This is a genomic window from Halobacteriovorax sp. HFRX-2_2, from assembly GCF_043196705.1.
Taxonomy (GTDB): Bacteria; Bdellovibrionota; Bacteriovoracia; order Bacteriovoracales; family Bacteriovoracaceae; genus Halobacteriovorax_A.
Map to the genome: position 1 here is coordinate 97,273 of NZ_JBEBMT010000003.1, position 19,427 is coordinate 116,699.

Annotated in this window: 21 protein-coding genes and 1 pseudogene; 11 read left to right on the forward strand and 11 right to left on the reverse strand. The window is 37.3% G+C overall.

What is annotated here, in order from left to right:
- Window positions 1-609, reverse strand: a pseudogene (locus ABMA79_RS10990) (hypothetical protein); the annotation flags it as partial.
- A 181-nt stretch (window positions 610-790) separates the two neighbouring features.
- Here ABMA79_RS10990 and ABMA79_RS10995 point away from each other — a divergent pair.
- Window positions 791-1,237: a MerC domain-containing protein gene (locus ABMA79_RS10995; RefSeq protein ID WP_393055433.1), complete on the forward strand. Its 447-nt coding sequence runs from the start codon at window positions 791-793 to the stop codon at window positions 1,235-1,237.
- On the opposite strand, the gene ABMA79_RS11000 is transcribed toward ABMA79_RS10995, so the two are convergent.
- Both ABMA79_RS11000 and ABMA79_RS11005 read right to left on the reverse strand, forming a co-directional pair.
- Complete coding sequence (locus tag ABMA79_RS11000; protein WP_393092563.1) at window positions 1,234-2,295, reverse strand: tRNA-dihydrouridine synthase family protein; 1,062 nt, start codon at window positions 2,293-2,295, stop codon at window positions 1,234-1,236. The two genes, ABMA79_RS10995 and ABMA79_RS11000, sit on opposite strands and share 4 nt — an antisense overlap.
- Window positions 2,250-2,957 carry a TatD family hydrolase gene (locus ABMA79_RS11005; protein WP_393092566.1) on the reverse strand — a complete coding sequence of 236 codons (708 nt, stop codon included), beginning with the start codon at window positions 2,955-2,957 and terminating at the stop codon, window positions 2,250-2,252. The genes ABMA79_RS11000 and ABMA79_RS11005 overlap by 46 nt, the downstream gene beginning before the upstream one ends.
- Before the next feature lie 140 nt (window positions 2,958-3,097).
- Here ABMA79_RS11005 and rpsP point away from each other — a divergent pair, with 140 nt between their 5' ends.
- The 3 genes from rpsP (at window position 3,098) to ABMA79_RS11020 (ending at window position 4,120) form a co-directional block, all read left to right on the forward strand.
- Window positions 3,098-3,346 carry a 30S ribosomal protein S16 gene (gene rpsP, locus ABMA79_RS11010; RefSeq protein ID WP_021267155.1) on the forward strand — a complete coding sequence of 83 codons (249 nt, stop codon included), beginning with the start codon at window positions 3,098-3,100 and terminating at the stop codon, window positions 3,344-3,346.
- A gap of 58 nt (window positions 3,347-3,404) precedes the next feature.
- Window positions 3,405-3,644 carry a KH domain-containing protein gene (locus tag ABMA79_RS11015; protein WP_021267274.1) on the forward strand — a complete coding sequence of 80 codons (240 nt, stop codon included), beginning with the start codon at window positions 3,405-3,407 and terminating at the stop codon, window positions 3,642-3,644.
- A gap of 89 nt (window positions 3,645-3,733) precedes the next feature.
- Window positions 3,734-4,120 carry a response regulator gene (locus tag ABMA79_RS11020; RefSeq protein WP_392860377.1) on the forward strand — a complete coding sequence of 129 codons (387 nt, stop codon included), beginning with the start codon at window positions 3,734-3,736 and terminating at the stop codon, window positions 4,118-4,120.
- A gap of 3 nt (window positions 4,121-4,123) precedes the next feature.
- Here ABMA79_RS11020 and ABMA79_RS11025 read toward each other — a convergent pair whose 3' ends face one another.
- Window positions 4,124-4,330 (reverse strand): twin-arginine translocase TatA/TatE family subunit, encoded by a 207-nt coding sequence (locus ABMA79_RS11025; protein ID WP_393092568.1) that lies wholly within the window; start codon window positions 4,328-4,330, stop codon window positions 4,124-4,126.
- A gap of 22 nt (window positions 4,331-4,352) precedes the next feature.
- The gene (gene queF, locus ABMA79_RS11030; protein ID WP_392860380.1) at window positions 4,353-4,910 is read right to left on the reverse strand and encodes a preQ(1) synthase; all 558 of its coding nucleotides are present in this window, start codon (window positions 4,908-4,910) and stop codon (window positions 4,353-4,355) included.
- A 64-nt stretch (window positions 4,911-4,974) separates the two neighbouring features.
- On the opposite strand from queF, the gene hemH reads away from it, so the two are divergent.
- The gene (hemH, locus tag ABMA79_RS11035) at window positions 4,975-7,407 is read left to right on the forward strand and encodes a ferrochelatase (RefSeq protein ID WP_393092571.1); all 2,433 of its coding nucleotides are present in this window, start codon (window positions 4,975-4,977) and stop codon (window positions 7,405-7,407) included.
- A gap of 55 nt (window positions 7,408-7,462) precedes the next feature.
- Here hemH and bfr read toward each other — a convergent pair whose 3' ends face one another.
- The 3 genes from bfr to ABMA79_RS11050 form a co-directional block, all read right to left on the reverse strand.
- Entirely contained in the window at window positions 7,463-7,945 is a 483-nt protein-coding gene (gene bfr, locus ABMA79_RS11040) for a bacterioferritin (RefSeq protein WP_103217041.1), read from the reverse strand.
- A gap of 67 nt (window positions 7,946-8,012) precedes the next feature.
- On the reverse strand, window positions 8,013-8,237 hold the full coding sequence (locus ABMA79_RS11045; protein ID WP_392860383.1) for a bacterioferritin-associated ferredoxin: 225 nt from the start codon (window positions 8,235-8,237) through the stop codon (window positions 8,013-8,015).
- A gap of 96 nt (window positions 8,238-8,333) precedes the next feature.
- The gene (locus ABMA79_RS11050; RefSeq protein WP_393092574.1) at window positions 8,334-9,215 is read right to left on the reverse strand and encodes a RimK family alpha-L-glutamate ligase; all 882 of its coding nucleotides are present in this window, start codon (window positions 9,213-9,215) and stop codon (window positions 8,334-8,336) included.
- A gap of 87 nt (window positions 9,216-9,302) precedes the next feature.
- Here ABMA79_RS11050 and ABMA79_RS11055 point away from each other — a divergent pair, with 87 nt between their 5' ends.
- The 5 genes from ABMA79_RS11055 (at window position 9,303) to ABMA79_RS11075 (ending at window position 14,935) form a co-directional block, all read left to right on the forward strand.
- Window positions 9,303-10,445, forward strand: coding sequence for a M14 family zinc carboxypeptidase (locus ABMA79_RS11055; protein WP_393092577.1), 1,143 nt, complete (start codon window positions 9,303-9,305; stop codon window positions 10,443-10,445).
- Window positions 10,446-10,548: 103 nt separating this feature from the next.
- Entirely contained in the window at window positions 10,549-11,463 is a 915-nt protein-coding gene (gene speB / locus ABMA79_RS11060) for an agmatinase (protein WP_392860388.1), read from the forward strand.
- 21 nt (window positions 11,464-11,484) lie between these two features.
- The gene (gene speA / locus ABMA79_RS11065; protein WP_392860389.1) at window positions 11,485-13,398 is read left to right on the forward strand and encodes a biosynthetic arginine decarboxylase; all 1,914 of its coding nucleotides are present in this window, start codon (window positions 11,485-11,487) and stop codon (window positions 13,396-13,398) included.
- 118 nt (window positions 13,399-13,516) lie between these two features.
- Entirely contained in the window at window positions 13,517-14,575 is a 1,059-nt protein-coding gene (locus ABMA79_RS11070) for a hypothetical protein (RefSeq protein ID WP_392860390.1), read from the forward strand.
- A gap of 78 nt (window positions 14,576-14,653) precedes the next feature.
- Window positions 14,654-14,935 carry a hypothetical protein gene (locus tag ABMA79_RS11075; RefSeq protein WP_392860392.1) on the forward strand — a complete coding sequence of 94 codons (282 nt, stop codon included), beginning with the start codon at window positions 14,654-14,656 and terminating at the stop codon, window positions 14,933-14,935.
- On the opposite strand, the gene ABMA79_RS11080 is transcribed toward ABMA79_RS11075, so the two are convergent.
- The 3 genes from ABMA79_RS11080 to ABMA79_RS11090 are packed head-to-tail and all read right to left on the reverse strand — an operon-like array spanning window position 14,915 to window position 17,219.
- On the reverse strand, window positions 14,915-15,379 hold the full coding sequence (locus tag ABMA79_RS11080; protein WP_392860394.1) for an EVE domain-containing protein: 465 nt from the start codon (window positions 15,377-15,379) through the stop codon (window positions 14,915-14,917). The genes ABMA79_RS11075 and ABMA79_RS11080 overlap by 21 nt on opposite strands.
- A 17-nt stretch (window positions 15,380-15,396) precedes the next feature.
- A complete protein-coding gene (speE, locus tag ABMA79_RS11085) occupies window positions 15,397-16,263 on the reverse strand; it encodes a polyamine aminopropyltransferase (protein ID WP_392860395.1) in 867 nt (288 codons plus the stop codon).
- Between the two features lie 23 nt (window positions 16,264-16,286).
- A complete protein-coding gene (locus ABMA79_RS11090) occupies window positions 16,287-17,219 on the reverse strand; it encodes an adenosylmethionine decarboxylase (protein ID WP_392860397.1) in 933 nt (310 codons plus the stop codon).
- Window positions 17,220-17,449: 230 nt separating this feature from the next.
- On the opposite strand from ABMA79_RS11090, the gene ABMA79_RS11095 reads away from it, so the two are divergent.
- On the forward strand, window positions 17,450-19,393 hold the full coding sequence (locus ABMA79_RS11095) for a sigma 54-interacting transcriptional regulator (RefSeq protein WP_393092580.1): 1,944 nt from the start codon (window positions 17,450-17,452) through the stop codon (window positions 19,391-19,393).
- Window positions 19,394-19,427: the final 34 nt, after the last annotated feature.

Sequence of the window (19,427 nt, forward strand, 5' to 3'; positions counted from 1 at the left end):
CTTTGCAGTCTTTTTGGCCGTTTTCTTTGCTACTTTCTTCGCAGTCTTTTTGGCCACTTTCTTTGCTGCTTTCTTCGCAGTCTTTTTGGCCACTTTCTTGGTTGCTTTTTTTACAACTTTCTTAGCTTCTTTTTTAGCCTCTTTTGCTTTCTTTGTTAGGTCGTTTGCAACTTTCTTTGTTGTACGCTTAACTTCCTCAACGGCTTCTTCAACATCGTCTGAAACCTCTTTAGCGGCTTTTGCCATTCTGTTAATGGCCTTCTTTGTCGACTTTTTAACGCTTTGGTAAGTTTCCACGTGGCCTATGGCCTCAAGTTCTTTTTCGATTAGCTTATCGTATTCTGCTAGAACTTTAATCGGATCTTTACCAAGACGATCGAGTTCTTGTTGTAGCTCTTCTAAGAATTTTTCTACTTTGTGCTTTTGTACATTTACCTTGTCGTAGCGAAAGCGAAAATGAGCATAAAGTTCATCATATTTCTCACTACCTTCATCTTGAATTCTTTCTAACAGGTGTCTACACTTTTTCACAATCTCATCACTTGATGAAGTTAGTGCATGCTTGGCCTGCTTGTTCTTCTTTTTTAAAAAATCATCTAAACCACTCATTTTTTCCCCCTGTAGCAAGATTTTCTTGATACACGTAAATAATATTACGTTACAAGTGTATCGTATTAGAAAGTATTTTCAACACTTTAATGATGGTAATTTTTTAATAATTACTTGCTTTGAGTCACAGAATTCTCTATATATACATATATCAATCAATTGGACGCTTATGGACAACAAAATGGAAGAAGTTAAAACATCTAAATACGACGAATCAGCGGATCGTGCAGGCCTGCTAGTTTCTGTCTTATGTTGCCTACATTGCATGGCAATTCCATTATTGATTATCTTTGTTCCGTCACTGGCCACATATTTTGAAAATCCACTTATTCACAGTCTTGCGATCTTCATTGTTGTTCCAGTAGGTCTCTATGCTTTTATCAAGAACCTAAAAGTTCACAATGATAAGAGACCACTCTTTATTGGTATCCTAGGAATGGCCGCTATTTTAGTTGGGCACTTCAATCAGTACTTCTTAGCTGATCATGCTGGTCATATGCATATGCACATGCATTCTCATTCAATTGGAACAGTTGAAGTTGTGGCCTCTATCGTCGGTGGCCTAGCTCTAATTGCAGCGCACTTACTTAATATTAAGTTATGTCGTTGTAACCACTGCGAACACTAGTAACGTAGATTCGTTCTTTTCGAAATTTTCAATGAAGAATTATCCATATAAAGATCTATGGCATCACTGTATGCTTGCGCACTTTCTAATCCAAAAAGTTTCTTGGTAAAGCTATGGCCAAAATTAAGCCATACATGCCCAACTTTTAAAAAGAAGCGAATGCGCTTAAGGGCGGCCTTTGGTTCATAGTATTTAAAGCAAGCATTTATATAGGCCTTCACAAATTCACCATAGTAGCGAGCATGAAGGTGAGGGTCTTCGCTTAGAAATTGATTTTGGAACTCATCAAGTTCATAACCTTGATCAGATGCAAATTGCGTAATTAGCCATGGCTTTGCTGTAAGAGAGCGTCCTAGCATAACGGCCTGGCAGCCTGTTTCATTTAGCATTTGAGCAATGTCGCCGTGATCTTGAATATCGCCATTACCAATGATTGGAAGATCGATACTTTCTTGTAGGAATTTTATCTGCTCCCAGTCTGCAACTCCCTTTCTTTTTTGGGCCGCTATCCTTGGGTGTAAAATTAGCCAGTCCGCGCCGGCCTCTTTAAGGGCACTACAGAAGTCTAAAAGAAAGCTCTTATCATTTTGATGGCCGGCCCTAAGTTTCACCGAGACAGGAACCGTAGCATGTTTCTTAACCATCTCCACAACACTTGCTGCATACTTTGTATCACCCATTAAAGAAACACCGTAATTATGCTTTAGGGCCTTCTTCACTGGGCAGCCCATATTGATATCAATGGCACTTGCTCCCCAGGCCTCTAGTTTCGGGATGGCCTTTTCAATATATCTTTCTTCATTACAAAGTATTTGTGGGTAGAGCCCATAGTCAGATTCACTTTTGAATGTTTCAGGAGTCTCTCCAAGGACTTGATCAGGTAGTCTTCTTGAATTTAACATTTCTGTGGCCCATAAGGTTTTTACATCTTTTGGAAAGTAGGGCCTTAGGGCATCTCTAAGAGCAACATGCGAGAGGCCTACCATGGGAGCTAAAAGCGCTCTAAATTCAATTAAATCGTTAAATCTTTGCCAAGAAGGCGCCTGAGGTTGTGCCAAATTTGTTCCTTTAAATCTGATAGGTCGAGCTCTTGTCTTTTCGCAAACTCACAATAGATGTCGGAAACTTTTAGATCACGACGATCATCAGTTTCAAAGAAGATATACTCTAAGTCCACTTTATTATTCAAGATGGTGCTACTTATTTTTGCATTAGACGACTCGTAGAAGCGGGGACCGAGGCAGGTGTAAATTGTGCGCTCATGACAGTCAGTCATATCCTTCATCGTTCCATTAAAGTCATGAAGTATCCAAGGAGTATGGCCAGGATAGGCCTTGTGAAGGCGAAATATTTCAGACAGACATCTTACATTATGAATTATGAGAGGCTTATTTAATTCGTTGGCCAATTTAATGTGCCAGCTAAAGACTTTTTCTTGTTTTTCTAAATTGGTCTCGATAGCGCGATCAAGGCCGGCCTCCCCGACCATAAGGCATAATTTCACCTTGCACAGTTTTTTAACTTCCTCAAAGCTAGTAACGGCGTCAGTAAGCCTCCATGGGTGAACTCCAGCACTAAAGTATTGGCCTTCTTTAGGTAAGTCATTGATTTGCGGTGAGTATGAATAAATGCAAAAAACCTCAATAGGAGCTGTTTTGTTTGGCCCTGAATGGCCGTGAAGGTCGATAAATTTTGCACTTTCGCTTTCTTTGCTTGTCATATGGCATATATTTTAATACATTACGGTTCTAATTAAAAATTTGAAAAAAGATATTGCTTATCTTTTTAAAATCAATTATTTATTTAGGAATTATTTAATATATTTATTATAAGCGTTACAAATTGATGTAGGAGTACTTAATGTTAACAATTAGATTACAACGCGGTGGTAGAACTCACATGCCTATTTACACAATCGTTGCAGCTGACTCAAGAAATGCAAGAGACGGAAAATTCAGCGAAAAGTTAGGTCAATATAACCCACAACTTAAAGAAAATAACCTTATCGATATCAAAGCTGAGAGAATCTCTGAGCTACTTGGTAAAGGTGCTACAATTTCTGATACTGTAAGAACACTTCTAAAGAAGAACAAAGTTACTCTTAACTAGTAATTTTTGTTTTTCATTTAAAAAAGCATAAACGGCATTTTTGTAGAAGGAGTTCATGATGAGTGAGTTAAAAGACTTAATCGATACAGTTAGTCGCGCATTAGTTGATATGCCAGAGCAAGTAGAAGTAAACGAGATTGTTGGTGAACAAACAACAGTTATCGAACTTAAGGTTGATAAAACTGACCTTGGTAAAGTTATTGGGAAGCAAGGGAAAACAGCTCGCGCACTAAGAACTATTCTTAATGCTGCTTCAACAAAGTTGAAAAAAAGATCTGTTTTAGAAATTATAGAATAATTTACTTGAATCAATAAATATTGTGTTTTAAAAAGACCTATCGAAAGATAGGTTTTTTTATTTTTGTTTAAACAAAAGAGAGCATATATATGATTGAATCAATGTCTATTTCAACAAATCCAGAAGTAAAACGTATTCTGTTAGTAGATGACCAAATTGAAATTTTAGAGCTTTTACAAGATGCTTTACAGATGGAAGGCTATCAAGTCGATGCTTGTGCAAATGCAAGTGCGGCCTTAAGTGCTCTAGGTGAACATACGTATTCGCATGTTATCTCGGATTACCAAATGCCTGAAGTAAATGGAATGGAATTAGCAACTAGGGCGCAAGGGGTTCTAAAAGAGAAGATGCCTCCTTTTATTCTTGCAACTGGTGATTGTTCGATTAATTCTGATACGATTAAGGGCAAAGGTGTTAGTGGTATTCTACCAAAACCATTTACCCTTAAGCAGGTAATAACTGTTCTACAAAATTAGAAACTAGCTATTCTTATTTTCATTCTTTGATTGGTCTTCGATTTTGCTGGCAGTTTTAGTATTGTCCTGCTGATCTTCTTCTTTAAGTCCATGTTTAAAGCCTGTAATGGCCTTTCCTAGAGACTTACCAAGTTCTGGAAGCTTCTTACCTCCAAATAGTAGAATAATGATAGCTAGGATAATTAAACTTTCTGTAATTCCAAGGCTCATATTTTCCTCATTTCAAGCTAAATTAATAAATTTTAGATAAGTCCATTGTATACTTACCTGGAGCATATTCGCTAAATCTTTTTGCACGAATATCCTTATAAATCTTCTTATTGTTGGAATTTGAGGCATATGGGTAGATACAAATTCCACCTCTTGGAGTGAATTCACCAATAACTTCTACGTATTTTGGCTTCATTAGCTTTGTTAAATCGTCACAAATTTTTTGCACACAATCTTCGTGGAAGTCACCGTGATTTCTAAAGCTGAATAGGTATAGCTTTAAAGACTTAGACTCAACCATCTTCTTATCTGCAATATAATTAATGTAGATACGAGCAAAGTCAGGCTGACCTGTTTTTGGGCATAGAGATGTGAACTCTGTACACACAAAAGTCGTCCAAGCATCACTTCCTGGATTCTTATTGTCGAAGGCCTCAAGTACATCTGGGGCATACGTATCTGGATATTCAGTATTTGCTGAACCTAGTGCAAATGCATCAAGTTCTTTTACATTTCTTCCCTTCGGGGATTGTTTTGCTTTTGATTTTGTTTTTTTAATAGTTTTTTTCGATGCTGACATTTATCGACTCTCTTGAATTATTTTGATAGGTTATATTTACTTAATTTAACATTATCAAGGAACAATGGCAATGCGTCATGATCATTTAACATTTCCAGTTGGTAAAAAAGGTGGGCACAAGGTTACTAAGGTTGTTCTTGTTCAACTTGGCTCTCCTGAATCACCATCAACTTCGGATGTGCGTAAATACTTAAAAGAATTTTTGGCCGACCCGCGAGTCGTGGATATCGATCCAAGACTTTGGAAAATTATTTTAAATCTCTTTGTGCTACCTTTTAGGCCAAAGAGGTCGGCAGCTCTTTATAGTAGAATTTGGGAAGGGAGTGAATTTCCTTTAACGAGAATCACTCGCGAATTCACTCATCGAGTAAATGAATTAACTCCTGAGCATATTGAAGTCGAACATGCGTTCTTACTTTGTGGACCTAAGGTTGCTGACGTCTATGCAAAGTGGGAAAAGGAGCTTGATGAGAGAAAAGATCCAGCTCAAAAGTTAATCGTTATTCCGATGTTTCCACAATATTCAGAATCAACAATTGCCAGTGGAATTGACTTCTTTGGAAAACTTTTAGAGACAAAAGTTAGAATTCCAAATTTTGAAGTGATTACAAATTTTCACCGCCTCCATGCTTTTATTGATAATTCAATTGCAAAGATTAATGAGAAGCTTGCTAGTGAAAGTATTGATGAATTAGTGATCTCCTTCCATGGTATTCCAAAGAGGAGAGTTATCTATAAGAAAGATCCATACTATCAGCACTGCTTTGAAACTTTCGAGTTTATCAAGCAAGGAGTTGTTGGCATTGATCCAGAAAAAATTCACATGACTTACCAATCTCGCTTTGGAAGTGAAGAATGGTTAACTCCATATACAGATGAATACACTGTGAATCTTGCAAAAGGTGGCGCAAAGAATATTGCTGTTTATTGCCCGGCCTTCGTTGCAGATTGCTTAGAAACTATTGATGAAATTGGAACTGAGTTACAAGAAGAAGTTGAAGAGTTTGGAACTCATATTCACGCTATTGAGTGTTTGAATGATGACGAAAATTGGGCCAAAGGTTTTGCCAATTATGTTGAAACACTTTGTGAGAACCCAAAGGAAGTCGAAAAAATAGAGTATCAATTAGAAGAGGAAAAATACATGGATATGCCAAAGCAAACAATGGAATCAGAGCCATTAAGTGATAATGCTAAGAAGTCGCTTAAGATCGTCTTTTTAACATTATTCTTAGACCTTGTGGGATTCTCAATTATCTTCCCACTATTTCCAGCACTTGCTAAGTATTACTTAACTGTTGATGCTGATAACGTTTTCTTAAAAGCGATCTTTGGTTCAATCGATACGCTAACACAAGCTGGAGGAGCAAGTAACTTCTCTGCTATCGTACTCTTTGGTGGTGCCTTAGGTGCTCTTTACTCATTACTACAATTTGTTGCCGCACCAATTTGGGGAACAATTTCTGACCGTATCGGAAGAAAGCCAGTTCTGCTTGTTTCAGTATTTGGCCTTTTTGTAAGTTATGTTCTTTGGGCCGTTGCAGGTAATTTTACAATCCTTATTATTGCAAGATTCATTGGTGGGATCATGGGGGGAAATATCTCGACAGCAACAGCTGTTGTGGCCGATGTGACAACAAAGAAGAACCGCTCAAAAGGGATGGCAACGATTGGTATTGCCTTCGCTCTAGGTTTTATTATTGGGCCAGCAATGGGTGGGATTCTTTCTCTGTTTGATCTAACTAAGATTTATCCAGTACTTGCTGATTACGGCGTGAATCCATTTTCAATGGCCGCAATTGTAGCAGGTGTTCTTTCACTATTTAACTTAGTTAATCTATTTAATAAATTTGATGAAACTCTTCCTGAAGAGAAGCGTGGTAAACATGAAAGTGAAAGAAGTGCAAACCCGATTACACTTTTCAAACCACTTCCATATAAAGGTGTTAACCTAACAAACTTCGGTTACTTCTTATTCCTACTAGCATTTAGTGGGATGGAGTTTACACTAACATTCTTAGCGGCAGAGAGGCTAAGCTACTCATCGATGGATAACGCTTATATGTTTATCTTTATCGGACTTATCTTAGCACTTGTTCAAGGTGGATATGTTCGCCGTAAGGCCCATACAGTAGGTGAGAAGCGTATGGCACTTCAAGGTCTTGTGACTATTATTCCGGGACTTGTTCTAATTGGCCTAGCAGAGTCTTCTTGGCTTGTTTACGGTGGTCTATTTTTCTTAGCTGTGGGATCGTCATTAGTAATTCCATGTCTAACTTCACTTGTTTCAATGTATTCTCCGGCACAGAGCCAGGGACATGTCATTGGTGTTTTTAGATCCCTTGGAGCTTTAGCAAGAGTTATCGGGCCAATCGTTGCCTCTCTTGTTTACTGGCGCTACAGCTCGGCAGCTCCATATTATCTTGGAAGTATCTTCTTGATTATTCCAATTCTAATGATTGCAAGACTTCCAAAACCAATCGAAGAAAAAGCATAGTCTGCCATACAGATAAAAGAAAAGCCTCGCTAAGCGAGGCTTTTATCATTTTGGACTAGTGTCCTGTTTTCATTTCAATTTGAGATTGCATGTAATTCTCAATACCCACTTTTTCAATTAGTGATAATTGAGTCTCAAGCCAGTCGACATGCTCTTCTTCTGAGTCTAGGATCTTAGATAAAAGATCACGAGAAACATAATCTTGCTTCTTCTCACAAAGCTCAATTGCTTCTTTTAATAATGGTACAGTTTCAGCTTCTGTTTCAAGGTCTGCTTCGATGATTTCTTTTACATTCTGACCAATTCTGATTCTCTCAAGCTTTTGAAGATTAGGTAGTCCTTCTAAGAAGAGAATTCTCTTAATAACTTCATCAGCGTACTTCATCTCATCGATACTTGCTTTATATTCAAGATGGCCGATCTTATCGAGTCCCCAGTCCTCAAGCATTCTTGCATGAAGAAAGTACTGGTTAATGGCCGTTAATTCTTTTGTAAGAACATTATTTAATGCTTTGATTACGTCTTGATCACCTTTCATGATTAATCCCTTTCAATAATTAATTATGAATTAATGCTATAGAAGATTGGGATGTGTTTCAAGGATTTTATTTTTTGACTGGAGTTAAGTTATTCTTAACTTCATTGGCCTGCTCTTTCTGATTAGCTTTTAGATTCTTTTTAGCAAGACCGGCAGAAACTTGTTCTAATAAGCAAACACCGCATGAGTTACCGATGCCAAGGCTATTGATAACCTCTTTCTCAGTTTGTCCCTGCTTGATTGCATTATCGAGCATATCTTGTGTAATGGCGTTACATATACAAATATACATTAACTTGTCTCCTCATTTGATCTTATCGTCAAAAGTTTCAATAATCAAACAAAAAATTGACACATGATAAATATATTTGATTTCTAAAATGTAATTTCAGCTATTTATAACTTTTTCCGTGAATAGTTGTGCCATGGTCATCTGATGCTTTGAGGTGAGGAGTATTTCATCACTATGGGCCATCCCAGGGCATCCGTTGACTTCGATTAAGCGGTGGCCACCACCTTGTTCTTCACTTTCTTCACTCTCTTCTAAGACATCAACACTGATAAAGTAGAAATCAAGACTACCGGCAACTGCATCTGCGATAGAAAGCACTTGTTGTGGCGTCTTGTCTTCTTCAATAATTTCACAACTACTGGAAGCAAAATTAAGTATATGAAAATCATTTTGTGTAATCTTGGGTAACTTTCTAATAATGATCTTTTCAACTTTCTTTGAAGATATGCCCTTAAATAGTAGAACGCGCCATTCAGACTTCAATTCAATATAGGGTTGGATGATATAGTTGAGATCTCCCTTAACAATTAACTTCTTTCGGTCATTAATGATATCTGTTGATGGATAGACACCTTTGGCCTGCTGACCTCGTGTTGTTTTGATAACCCACTTGTTTTGCTTGTTGGCGTCGTCAGGGCCTTGTGTAAGTGAATAGGTTTCAATTAGCTGAGAAGGGCCAAGAATTTCTTTGAAATGTAACCACTGTTGATACTTGTCTCTTAGTACACGTGAACAAGTGACAGGGTTGATAACTTTTTTTGGCCCAAGTATGGCCATTTTTTCAAGGTCATCATCATTATAGTTCAGGCCTGTGTTACGATTAATCACAACATCGGCCCAGGCCAATTCCTTGTCACTAACGGAGTATGGATCAGAGAAACGGCACGAATGAGTCGCTTCATTGATCGCTGCTTCGAGTTGAGTACAGGCGTAAAGCCTTGGGTTGGTTGTCAAAATGAGTAAGTTTTGGCTTTCCATATTGCGTAATATCTCACTAAAATATTGAATATCTATAAATTATATATGATATTATAACACTATATTAATTTGGCCTTAATGGTAGCTATGAATCGATTATCAAAATTTAATTACACAATTTTATTCTCTTTAATTATCGTTTTACTTTCATGTTCTGGTGTTGAGGTTATTAATAGTAACCAAGACGGACATGATGCATCAAAAGCTCCAGAGGTGGCCAAACAAGGTGAAGTCGCAAGAAAAAAAATTGAGCATCCTAAAAAGGCCGTCACTAGTGAAAGTCTAAGCTTCACGGATCATTCTCATAAGAATGAATTTTCAATTGTTGCAAACACAAAGCGCGTAAAATCATTCTGCGGTGATATTGATAAGAAATTTAAAAAGTACGGATGGGGAAAGTCTCACTGTGACTCGTATAAGTGGATTCATGTAAGAGACACTCATCAAGGGCGTCCAATTATGTGGACCGTTTTTGGTGACGAGGAAGAACATAAGCAAGAACCTAAGAATATGACCTTAGTTCTTTGTGGTGTTCATGGTGATGAAATTACACCGATTAAGTTTTGTTTCGATATTCTACACCACCTTTATCATGAAGTTGCTACGATTGAAGGGCAAAAGAAGTTAAAAGATAATCTCGTTGCTGTTGCTCCAATTGTCTCTCCTGATTCATTCTTTAAGAGAAGACCTACTAGAACAAATTCCCGTGGAATTGATCCAAATAGAAACTTTCCAACAAAGGATTGGGAAAAGAAGGCCCTACACTTATGGAAAACTCGCTATGGCGCTGCCAAGCGTAGGTATCCTGGTAAGGTTGCAAACTCTGAACAAGAGACAATCTTTCAAGTGAATATTATCTCACGTTATAACCCAAATAAGATTATTACAGTTCACGCCCCATTAACGATTCTCGACTATGATGGGCCAGTGGTTTCTAATCATATTCATGAAGAGGATGGCCTAGCGTTAAAGGCCGAAGAACTTCTTAATACAATGAGTAAGAAGGCCAATGGGTATCGTGTGAAGAATTATCCTTTCTTTCCTGGAAGTTTAGGAAACTATGCTGGAAATGAGAGAAAGATTCCTACTTATACGCTTGAGCTTCCTTCAAGTGATAACCGCAATCATAAGAAGTATTGGAAGATGTTTCGTGAGTCAATTGACTTCGCAGTTTTTCATGCACCAATGACTCGTACTGAGGTTACGGCCAGAAAGAACCAGATTGATTAAAGTTTAGTCATTTTAGTGACTTAAAAGCCATTTTGGACCACTTTTTTACACTTTCATATCAATTTAAATTGACTCAAATTCCATTAGGATTTATTAGTAGCCTATGGAAAAGAACTTATGGAAATTAGCGGGCCTAGAGGCCCCAAATACGCCTTACGATATGGCAATTGTTACTGACGAAGTTAGACCTCATAGTGTTAACCTTGTTGGTTTTGGTTTTGATGGAACGGCCTGTTTCAGAAAAGGAACACGCTTAGGGCCAGATGCTTTAAGAGAAGTTTCTGATGGTATCGAAACTTATTCACCATATCTCGATCTCTCAACAGAAGATTGCACTTTCTATGATCTTGGAAACCTTCCAGTTGCGGATCAACAAGAGCAGAGTTGGAAAGTTGCGACTGCTTGTTTCGAAGAGAATTTTGATCACATTAATTTAAAAGAAAACGATATTAAAATTATGACTCTTGGTGGAGAGCATTCAATTTCTTATGCTCCAATTAAGAAGTACCTTCATGATTTTGAAGATCTTGTTTTAATTCATCTTGATGCACATGCTGATCTTCGTGATGGATATCTTGGTTACCACTATTCACATGCTTCAATTATCAAGAGAAGCCTTGATCACTTTGGGCCAAAGCATAGTCTTATTCAATATGGGATTCGCTCTGGTACAAAAGAAGAATATGAGTATATGAATGAGAATGGAACAATTGCAAAATCACGCGCAGAGTTCTTAGATCGAGTTCGTGCGATCCCTGCTGATCGTCCTGTTTATTTAACTCTTGATCTAGACTACTTTGATCCAAGTTTCTTTCCAGGAACAGGAACACCGGAGCCAGGTGGAGAAGACTTTCATTCATTTATTAGTTTTGTAAAAATCCTACTAGAAAAGAATATTGTAGGTTGTGATATTGTTGAGCTAGCTCCAGAGATTGACTCATCTGGGAATAGTTCTGTTTTTGCTGCAAAAGTTGTAAGGGAGATGATCTTACTTCTAACTAGCAAAACGAAGTCTTAGTAAGAAAAGGAAGTTTAAGAAATGACAAATGAGACTTGGACAATTCAAGATTCTGATCGCCTCTACAACGTAAGTAAGTGGAGTAACGGTTATTTTAAGATCGAAGAAAATGGACAACTTAAAGCGACTCCAAATCCAAATAAGAATGTTGGAATCGTTATTAATGACGTTATTGAAGAAGCAAAAGAACAAGGAATTCAACTTCCTTTAGTAATTCGTTTCCATGATATTTTACGCTCGCAAGTAAAGCTTTTAAATAATACCTTTCAAAAGGTAATTGATGATGAAGATTATCGCGGGAAATTTTTTGGCGTTTACCCTGTCAAGGTAAACCAGATGAGAGAAGTCGTTGAAGAAATTGTTGATGCAGGTTCTCGCTACAACTACGGACTTGAAGCTGGCTCTAAGCCTGAGCTTCTTTCTGCTCTCGCATATAATAATAACGCTGACTCACTTACAGTTCTAAATGGTTACAAAGATCGTGACTACCTAAAGCTTGCCATTCTTGGTGCAAAGCTTGGACGTAAGGTATTTGTTGTTATCGAAAAATTCTCTGAACTTCGCATGCTTGTTGAACTTGGTAAAGAGCATGGGGTTATTCCATTTATTGGAATTCGTGGCCGCATGTCTGTTAAGGGCCGTGGTAAATGGGAGTCTAGTGGTGGAGATAAAGCGAAGTTTGGTTTAACAACTTCTGAAATCATCCTGGCCATTGAGTTTCTAAAAAAGCATGACCGTTTGGATATGTTAAAGCTTTTCCACTTCCACATTGGATCTCAAATTACTGATATCCGTTCAATTAAAGAAGCTATTGAAGAGGGTTCTCGTATCTATTGTAAGATGCAAAAGATTGGCGCTCCTCTGCAGTACTTTGATGTTGGTGGTGGACTTGGTGTTGACTACGATGGGACAAACTCGACAAACGATTCATCAATTAATTATTCGATCACGGACTATATTACAGATATCGTTTATGGACTAAAGTCTGTATGTGATCTCGAGGGTGTTGAGCATCCACATATTATCACTGAAAGTGGACGCGCAATCACGGCACACCACAGTTGTGTTATCACAAATATCATTGGTGAAATTGATAATACTAAGATTGAGTTTTCAACTAAGCAAGAAACTGGCGAACATAATCTTGTGACAGAGATGAGACAAGTTGGTGAGGTTTTAGAGAAAACGAAAAATTGGCAAGAAGCATATAATGATGCTTTAAAAATTAAAACTGACTCAATTCACGCTTTCAAGCTTGGAATTCTTGAGCTTGAAGAACGCGCAAAAATTGAGACAATGCACCTGCGTATTCTTAAAGAAATTAATTCACTCGTTCCTGAAGAAGACTTTCAATCGGAACTAATGGAGGATCTTGAAAATACACTAAGTGGCCAATACCTTTGTAACTTTTCAGTTTTCCAGTCTGCGTGTGATAGTTGGGCCATTGAACAAGTACTACCAGTTGTTCCACTGACACGTCTGAATGAAAAACCTCTTAAGAGATCTACTCTTGCAGATATCACTTGTGATAGTGATGGGAAGATCGATCGCTTCTATGATCCAGATGAAGGATTTAAGAAGACGATTGCTGTTCACCAGCTAAACGAAGGTGAGGAGTATCGCATTGGTATTTTCTTAACAGGGGCCTATCAAGACGTTATGGGTGATATGCACAATCTCTTTGGACGAGTTAATGAAGTACACGTCTATGCAGATAGCGATGATCCGAAGGGCTTCTATATTGAAGAGACTGTTGAAGGAAACTCTGCTCGTCAGGTTCTATCGACAATGCAGTATAATCCTGAATTTATGGCATTTAAGGTAAAGCGCTATATCGATCGCCAAGTTTCGCGAGGAAGAATTCGTCCTCGTGATGGAGTATCGTTAGTAGACTTCTATGAAGACTGTCTAAAGAGCTACACATATCTTAAGTAAACTTGTTATAAGTTATTAGATTCATACTGAAATAATCGGTCCCTGATAATTGACTTACTTACTTTAGTGTTTGATAATTATTGTATTATTAAAAGAAAGTTTGTCAGGGATCGATAACATGTCTTTAAAAATTGAAAAGAATTCAATCAAACCACCAAAACAACCAAAATCGCCAACATCAAAATCGAATTACATCATCATATGCGCACTATCTCTTATGACACACGGTGTTCTTATTTATAATTGGCTTATTACAAGAAGCTTATACAATCTTATCTTTATGGTTGTAGCAGGTGTACTTGCTATTATCGCTATCATTCCTATGATTAAAGAGTATTACGCAAAAATGCGTCTTTTCAATGATAGTGAATTACTTCGTCTGGAAGTTGAAAGACTGACAAATGAAATGAAAGAATTAAAAGATAGTAAGCAGTCACTTCAAATTAAGCTCTCACAAGAAATGGAAACTGTTGAAAGTCAAAAAGTGCAAATCTCTCAATTTGAATTAATGAATATTGAACTTCAAAATACTGTGGAAGATATTAAGGACCAGCTACTTGTGATCAATGATGGACACAAGGGAATGGGGCCAATTGTTGATGCAGTTAATGAGTTAAGAGAAAGAGCACTTGAATTTATCAAAGAGCTACCAAAGCAAAGTGATGCAAAGATTGAAACAGAAGAAGGGGATTCTAAATTCCAAGAAACTTTTGAAAAGTTTATGAATGAATTCCAGGATATGAAAGATCTTATCTTCCAACTTAAGACGTTAAGCTTTCGTGTGGACGTTCAAGCAAGCCTACTCAATGATTCTGAAATGACTCAAAGTAGTAGTGAACTTGAGGCCCTAAGTCGTAATCTTGCAAAATTCTTTAATAATGTAATTGGACTACTTTCAAATCTTGAAGAAACTTACCGTGGAAATCAGGATCAACTAATTGAAAAACTAGCTATCTGTCGTGATGAAATTGATTCTTACTTAGATTCAAAACAAGATATTGCTTGTGAGATTGAAGAAGTTAGAGGACAAATTGAGGCGGCCAGTGAAATTATGGCAACTAAAATGGATTTAGTTGAAGAAACAATTGGCAGCGATGATGACTCTGAACTAATTGAAGAAAGTACTGTAATTTCAGCAACTAATCACACATCTCAAGAATCACAAATTATTCAATAACCGAATCATTAAAATAATTTAAGCATTTACCGATACTCTTCATATCAGCGAATAAGCTGGTGTGAGGAGTAGTGGGAAATGCCAATTCAGGACCTATCTGATGTCGATTTAAATACATCTGAAGACACTCAAGGTGGTGGCGTTCAGGAGTACAAATTTGGTGGTGTTCATGGACATAATGACCTTTCACATCTGTCTCTCTATTATAAGCAGCCAATAAAAGCACTTATAGGCCGTACAGGCCTTGTTATTCTAAGCTTCTTTACGATAGGGCTTGTCTTATCTTTTGTGACTCTATTTCTAAGTTATACAACTTTCGGGCGCGAGTTTTTACAAACTCTAGTTTTCAATATCTTTTAATATCGTTGTCGCAATCTTATTAGGGATTGGCATAATGGATAGGCGAGAGCCTTTCTTAACTAAAGGCATTTCTTCGTAGCGACTATCTGCTTTCATCTCTTTTAGCGTTAATGCTTTTGAAAATTTTTCGACAAATTTTACATCCACAAGAAACCAGCGTGGATTTTCTTTCGTTGCTTTTGGATCATAGTACTTCGATTTTTCATCGAATTGAGTCTTATCTGGATGGGACTCCTTAACGACTTCAGCGAGGCCTACGATAGCTGGCTCTTTACAACTTGAGTGATAAAAGAAAACCTTGTCGCCAAGTTTCATTTCATCCCTCATGAAGTTACGGGCCTGATAATTTCTCACTCCATCCCAAGATTCCGTTTGCTTCGGTCTTCTTGCAAGATCATCAATAGAGAAAGCATCAGGTTCGCTTTTAAAGAGCCAGTATTGCATTTTAGATCCTTTGTTCCTTAAGGGTTTTGGATTAGCCCTTCAAGGTTCTTCTTCATAAATGTAGGAAGATAAAATGCCGCCTTATGAAGTCCAGCATTGTAGTAAGAGAACTCAAGTCCACTTTCTGCAACAGCTTCTTCTCTAAAGTCATTAATTGGGTGAGTGTCGCCCTTTGTTGCAAAAGTAAATGACCACAGTCCACCTGGGTAAGTTAGGTTAGAGAAGTTATAGATAAATGTATTTTTGAAAATATCATTTAGAACACCTAGCATGCTCTTTTGAATTTCTGCTTCAAACCAAGGTGACTCACCTTGAGAAACAACGATACCGTTGTCAGCAAGGCACTTATTTACATTTGTGTAGAACTCAGGGCCAAATAGAGGGGCCGCTGGACCGATTGGGTCAGTTGAGTCGATGATAATAACATCAAACTTCTCAGTAGTTTCTTGAACGAATTTAACACCGTCACCAATGATTAGATCTAGCTTTGGATGACCTTTTAGTACTTCAGCTGTTTGTGGAATAAATTCCATACATGCTTCACATACGGCACCATCGATTTCTACCATTGTACACTTTTCAACAGAAGAGTGACGTAGAACTTCACGTGCTGTACCACCGTCACCACCACCAATAACAAGTACGTTTTTCGGGTTTGGGTGAACAAATAAAGGAACGTGAGAAATCATATCGTGATAAGCGATCTCATCTCTTTCCGTTACCATAACAAGACCGTCGTTAAGAAGCATTTTTCCATGCCCTTTTGTTTCAACTACGTCTACTGTTTGGAATTCAGTTTTCTTAGAGTAAAGAACGTTCTCTACTTTATATCTCATTCCGTAAAAATCTTTATATCTTTCTTCGATCCATAGGTTACTGTGCATAACTGTCTCCTGATTTTATTTTTTTAAAGTAATTTGTATGGTGTTAAGCGGTTTGTACGTAACTTGTAAAAGTGTGAAAAGTACATGATATAGCCGCATTTTAAATAGCTTTCAACTTGAGTCTTCGCCTTGTATTCTCCTGGGTTTACATTAAGCCCACAATTTCCATCTTGATTTGGACAGAACTCAATGAAGTCATAAGAGATTGGCTCCATAGCATCGATAAGAACTCCTGCAATTTCCTTCATGTCGATATCAGTTTCAAAACTAATATATGGACACTCTTCTTGTGGAGTGATGTGGCAAGTGAAGTAGTTATCATCCTTAATGGCATTTAAAGAATAACCATATGGATTGAAAACGAAATCATCAAGCTCAAATCCCGGTAGGATTTCATCAAGTTTTAATAAATTTCTTATTTGATCCTTTGTTACATTTTCATCTGTAAGAAGTTTTCTCGCTTCGCAAGAGATTTCATACATAAGAAGCTCGAATGTGTGATCATCCGCAGATGGAGTGTATTCTTGATCGAGGAAATAAATATAGTTGTGGTGATCATCAATATTTCCAAAACGAAATGCCGTTCCACTAAATTTATTTTCTAGAAGCTTGATATCATCCATAAAAGTTGAGTGCTGCATATGAGAGAAGTACTCATTCTTTCTTTGAAAGATAAGTTGTTTAATTGAATCCTTTCCGTATTCACTAGTAAAGAAGTCAATGGCCTGAATAAGTGTAGTCTGGCCACAAGTAATGATAAGCATTCTGTCTTCCCAAACAAAGAGAGAGGACTCTGAAAGTAGAAATGCTTTCAACTTGTCATTTTTTACGCTCGAAAGGATTGTCGCTTTCGCTTTTTCAACTAGCTGGGCCCAAAAAGTATCAGGGATTTCTAGTAAGTTAAGGCCATCTTTAACGATGATTTCGGCCTTCTTTTCTGAACCTTCAAAAATCATATTTCATCCAATTTTTAAATGCGTGAATACCTGCCTACATGGTGCAAGTATCCAATATTACAACTAATTTTAATATCACATCTTATTGCTTGTGAGCTCATCAGGCAAGCAAATAGGGCATAATCAGGGCCATCGTATAGATTTTATAGCCAATAATTTTGGGCATCACCCTAAAGTTTTAACCAAATTTTACCGATTAATAACTGTAAAGCATTAATGAGGGGATTATCATGCTCGCCAGTTTTTCAGAATTTAAGTTCTTTCAATCATTTAGAATTCCTGTTGAGGAAGCGGATAATTTACGTTTTCTTGTTCAGAAAGAAGATGAGGTTGGGCATCTCGAGTATATCGATGACGCTAAACTTATTGATATTTCTGTTACAGGCTTTGGTTTTAAAACACATGAGAGAATTTCTGTTGGAACAGAATTAGAGGTTTCTCTACAATTTAAAAAGAAGCATCTTGATCTTACTGGACGAGTTGTTCGTGCCTTCTCAAATGTTTTGGAAGATGAAGAAATTATCTATGGTGTTGAACTTGATGTTGAAAAGGGAATTAATAAATTTCTTGAATCATATATCATGAGTTTTTCATCTGAGAGATTAAAAGATTGTCTGATTCAATCAGCACTTAAAGAGCGCTATACAGATCCAAATGAAGGATTTGAAATGTTCTCACTTTTACTTTCGCTATTTAAAGATATTACTCACTTTGGTGATAAAGAAGGGTTTCTTGATACGATGCTTGAAGAAGTGATTCGTATCCTAAATGCACAACGCTCTTCAATCTTTCTAATTAACCCAGATACTAATGAGCTTGAGGCCATTGCCGCTTTAGGGCTTGATAAGACGGGCCTAAAATTTGATTATCGCCTAGGTGTTGCAGGTTCTGTTTTCACAACAGGTGTTGCTTTAAATATTTGTACTGAAAGTGATGAGTCTCGTTTTAATAATGCCTTTGATGAGCAAAATGGATTCACGACAAAGTCTATTATCTGTTACCCAATTCATAACCGCGAAGATAAGATCATTGGTGTAATTGAGGTAATTAATAAGCGAAATGAAAATCGTTTTACAATTGAAGATGAAAAAACAATGAAAGTTTTAGCTCTTGTTTTCTCTTCAGTATTCCATAGCTTTAACCCAATTTCGAATAACTCTAAAATTCGTCGTTTCTCAGCTCCATATGATCGCCAGTATGCAATCATTGGAAACACTGCGGGTGTTAAGTCCATGAGAAGCTCAATCTCGAAGCTTAAGGACCTTGATAGTCCAGTTCTTATTACAGGTGAGAAAGGTGTTGGTAAGAACCTTTATGCAACTGTTCTTCACTTTGAAGGTAAGCGCGGACTTCATGAAGTTAATACTGTAAATTGTAAGTTACAAGATATGGATAAGTTGGAGGCGCAATTATTTGGCCCTGACGAAGATAAGTGTGTTTTCTCGAAAACACAGGGTGGAACTGTCGTTCTTAACCATATTGAAAATCTCTCATACGAATGGCAAGAGAGACTATTTGAAGTTATTTCAAATAGAGGAACTCCTGGTGGTATCGTAAGTATCGATTGCCGTATTATGGCAACATCGATTAAGGATCTTGGAATCTTAACTGATGAAGGCCTATTCCATCGTGATCTTTTTGAGTTTCTATCTCAAGCTCAAATTAATCTTGATCCACTAAGACGCCGTGAAGATGATATCGAAATGCTTGTCGAGTACTTCTTAAAAGTTGAATGTAAAAGACAAGGACTTCTTCTTAAGAGCTTCTCTAAGAAGGTTATGGAACAAATCCTACAGTATGACTGGCCAGGTAATGTTTATGAATTAAAGAAGTGTATTGAAAGAGCTGTGCTTTATCATCCAAAGTCACATATTATTTCTGATATTGAAATCAATGACGGGGTATCTCCTCTAGTTGATATTTCAATGAAGCAGAAACAATTTGGACAAATTGATCACGTCACAGACTTTAAGCTTCCTCTAAAAGATCGTCTTGCTCTTGTTGAGCGTGAAATGATTCTTAATGAGATTAAAAGAAACTTTGGGAATAAGTCTAAGGCCGCAAAAGAGATGGGAATCTCTCGTGAGGCACTTCGTAAGAAGTTAATTTTCTCTCAAGAAGTTCTTGATAATCTTGAGTCACCTGAGGTGGAAAAAGATAAGAAAGTCGCTTAATATTTTATGACATACAAATAAAAAGGCCTCGCGA